Raw genomic sequence first — 2,791 nt, 5'->3', positions numbered from 1 at the left:
GCTAAGAATCCAGTGTTTTAGCTTGTAAAAACCAAGCCTGGCAAATTATAGTAAGAATAAGGGTATATTACAATGGAAATGATGTAAAATAACCGGATGAATGTTTACATATATAATAAGAAGGATTTTGAAATCTTAAGGAGGTCTTTTAATGGATTCAACTGCTGAAAAAATCACCGCTATGCAGGGATACAAACTCCATGTCATTGAAACAGATAAATATAAAACGAATACATTCGTATGGAAAATGAAAGCTCCACTAACAAAGGAAGATGTAACGAAAAGGGCTCTGCTTCCTCAGGTGTTACAAAGCAGCTCCGCCAATTATCCGACAACTACTGCATTACGCTCATATTTAGATGAATTATATGGAGCTACACTGTTTATTGATTTAGCAAAAAAAGGTGAATATCATATTATCAGTTTCACGCTTGAAATTGCAAATGAGAAGTTCTTAAGTGATCCTACCCCGTTATTGAAAAAAGGTTTCGAACTTCTATCTGAGGTTTTAACCAAACCGAATGTGTCAGGTAATGCATTTGATCAAGATACAGTGAACAAAGAAAAAAGATCGCTAAAGCAGCGAATTCAATCGGTATATGATGATAAAATGCGCTATTCGAATGTCCGTTTACTGCAAGAAATGTGTAAAGGGGAGCCGTACGCTCTTCAAGTAAATGGTGAAGCAGAGGATGTAGAAACAATTACTCCGGAAAATTTATACGACTATTATAAAAAGGCGTTTTTAGAAGATGAAATGGATCTATATGTGATTGGAGATGTTAAGCAAGAAGAGGTGAAAAGCCTTGCAAATGATTTGCTGAATTTTGAAGAACGCACTCCAAAGAAACTAGAGGCATTAGCTGTACAGAAAAAGGAACAGGTAAATGAAATTAAAGAAGAGCAGGATGTAAAACAAGGGAAATTAAATATTGGTTATCGTACGAATGTTGTCTACGGGGATTCCGATTACTTTGCTCTTCAATTGTTTAATGGAATCTTTGGCGGTTTTTCACACTCAAAGTTGTTTATCAATGTCCGTGAAAAGGCAAGCTTAGCCTATTATGTCTCAAGCAGGCTTGAAAGCCATAAAGGATTAATGATGGTAATGTCAGGGATTGACCTAAAGAACTTTGACCAGGCAGTGGGTATTATTCGCGATCAATTGGAAGCAATGAAAAAAGGCGACTTTTCAGATCAAGAATTAGTTCAAACAAAAGCTGTCATTCGAAATCAGATTCTTGAAACCATTGATACTTCAAGAGGATTAACAGAAATACTTTACCATAATGTTGTTGCAGGCAAGGATATAAAACTAGAGCAGTGGATTACAGACATGGAGAAAACGACAAAGGAAGAAATTGTCGCTGTCGCTGCTAAAATTGAACTTGATACGATCTATTTCTTAACTGGAAGTGAGGCGGTAAAATAATGGAGAAAATTAATTTTGACCAGCTCCAAGAAGAACTTTACCACGAAAAGTTATCCAATGGTTTAAATGTCTATATATTACCAAAAAAGGGATTTAATAAGACATTTGCTACTTTTACCACAAAGTATGGATCAATAGATAATCATTTTGTCCCATTAGGCCAAGAGGAATATAAAAAAGTACCAGATGGTATTGCTCATTTTCTTGAGCATAAGCTTTTTGAAAAGGAAGACGGAGACGTATTTCAACAATTTAGCAAGCAGGGGGCTTCAGCTAATGCCTTTACCTCTTTTACCCGTACTGCATACTTGTTCTCCAGTACTTCGGATGTAGAGAAAAACCTGGAAACGTTAGTTGATTTCGTTCAGGATCCTTATTTCTCGGAAAAAACGGTTGAAAAGGAAAAAGGGATTATTGGTCAAGAAATCACGATGTATGATGATAATCCGGATTGGCGTCTCTATTTCGGATTGATTCAAAATTTGTATCAAAACCATCCTGTAAAGATTGATATTGCCGGGACAATAGAATCAATCTCACATATTACGAAAGATTTGCTTTATGAATGCTACAATACCTTCTACCATCCGAGCAATATGTTATTGTTTATTGTTGGACCAGTCGATCCAAATAAATTTATGGATCAAGTGAGAGAAAACCAAGCAAAAAAGGATTACAAAGAGATGCCGGAGATTCAGCGTAAATTTGAAGATGAACCTCTTCAGACTGCTGAGCAAAAACAAGTGCTGGAGATGAATGTGCAAACCTCTAAATGCTTAATTGGGATGAAGGCATTACATGTAGACCAAAGTGGTGCTGAGTTATTAAAGAATGAACTGACTATGAATGTTCTCTTGGACTTGTTGTTTGGAAAAAGCTCCGAAAACTATAATCAGCTTTATAATGAAGGGCTGATTGATGAAACTTTCTCATATGACTATACACAGGAGCAAGGATTTGGCTTTGCGATGATTGGCGGAGATACAGAAAATCCTGATAAACTTACTGAACAGCTTAAAAACATGCTTTTTCATGCGAAAAATGCTACTTCATTTTCTGAAGAGCAATTGGAAAGAGCGAAAAAAAAGAAAATTGGTTCATTTTTACGTGCTGTAAATTCTCCAGAATATATAGCTAATCAATTCACAAGATATGCTTTTAATGACATGAACTTATTTGATGTCGTTCCCACTTTAGAGAAAATCACTTTAGATGATGTTAAAAGATTAGCATCTGAGGTTATTTCAGAAGAGCGTTTCTCAGTTTGCCAAGTGATTCCTAAAAAATAAGAGGTAAGCGTCGTTAGCCGGCGCTTTTCTTTTTGATTGGCTGTGTTAAAGGATACTGTTGATTTTAGAA

2 protein-coding genes are annotated in these 2,791 nt (G+C 35.8%); both read left to right on the top strand.

Annotation, left to right across the window (positions count from 1 at the left end):
* Nucleotides 1–151: 151 nt before the first annotated feature.
* Entirely contained in the window at nucleotides 152–1,432 is a 1,281-nt protein-coding gene (gene yfmF, locus CHI06_RS14810) for an EF-P 5-aminopentanol modification-associated protein YfmF (RefSeq protein WP_095249353.1), read from the top strand.
* The gene (gene yfmH / locus CHI06_RS14805; RefSeq protein ID WP_095249351.1) at nucleotides 1,432–2,721 is read left to right on the top strand and encodes an EF-P 5-aminopentanol modification-associated protein YfmH; all 1,290 of its coding nucleotides are present in this window, start codon (nucleotides 1,432–1,434) and stop codon (nucleotides 2,719–2,721) included. The genes yfmF and yfmH overlap by 1 nt, the downstream gene beginning before the upstream one ends.
* The last annotated feature ends 70 nt before the right edge of the window (nucleotides 2,722–2,791 follow it).

It is taken from the genome of Bacillus sp. 7884-1 (genome assembly GCF_002272245.1).
Taxonomy (GTDB): Bacteria; Bacillota; Bacilli; order Bacillales; family Cytobacillaceae; genus Neobacillus.
The sequence above is the reverse complement of the archived record's forward strand: the minus strand, read 5'-3'. Positions and strand labels throughout refer to the sequence as shown.

Excerpts from the sequence above, each read along its gene's own strand:
- yfmF (WP_095249353.1), top strand. The coding sequence starts at position 152 with ATGGATTCAACTGCTGAAAAAATCACCGCTATGCAGGGATACAAACTC.
- yfmH (WP_095249351.1), top strand. The coding sequence starts at position 1,432 with ATGGAGAAAATTAATTTTGACCAGCTCCAAGAAGAACTTTACCACGAA.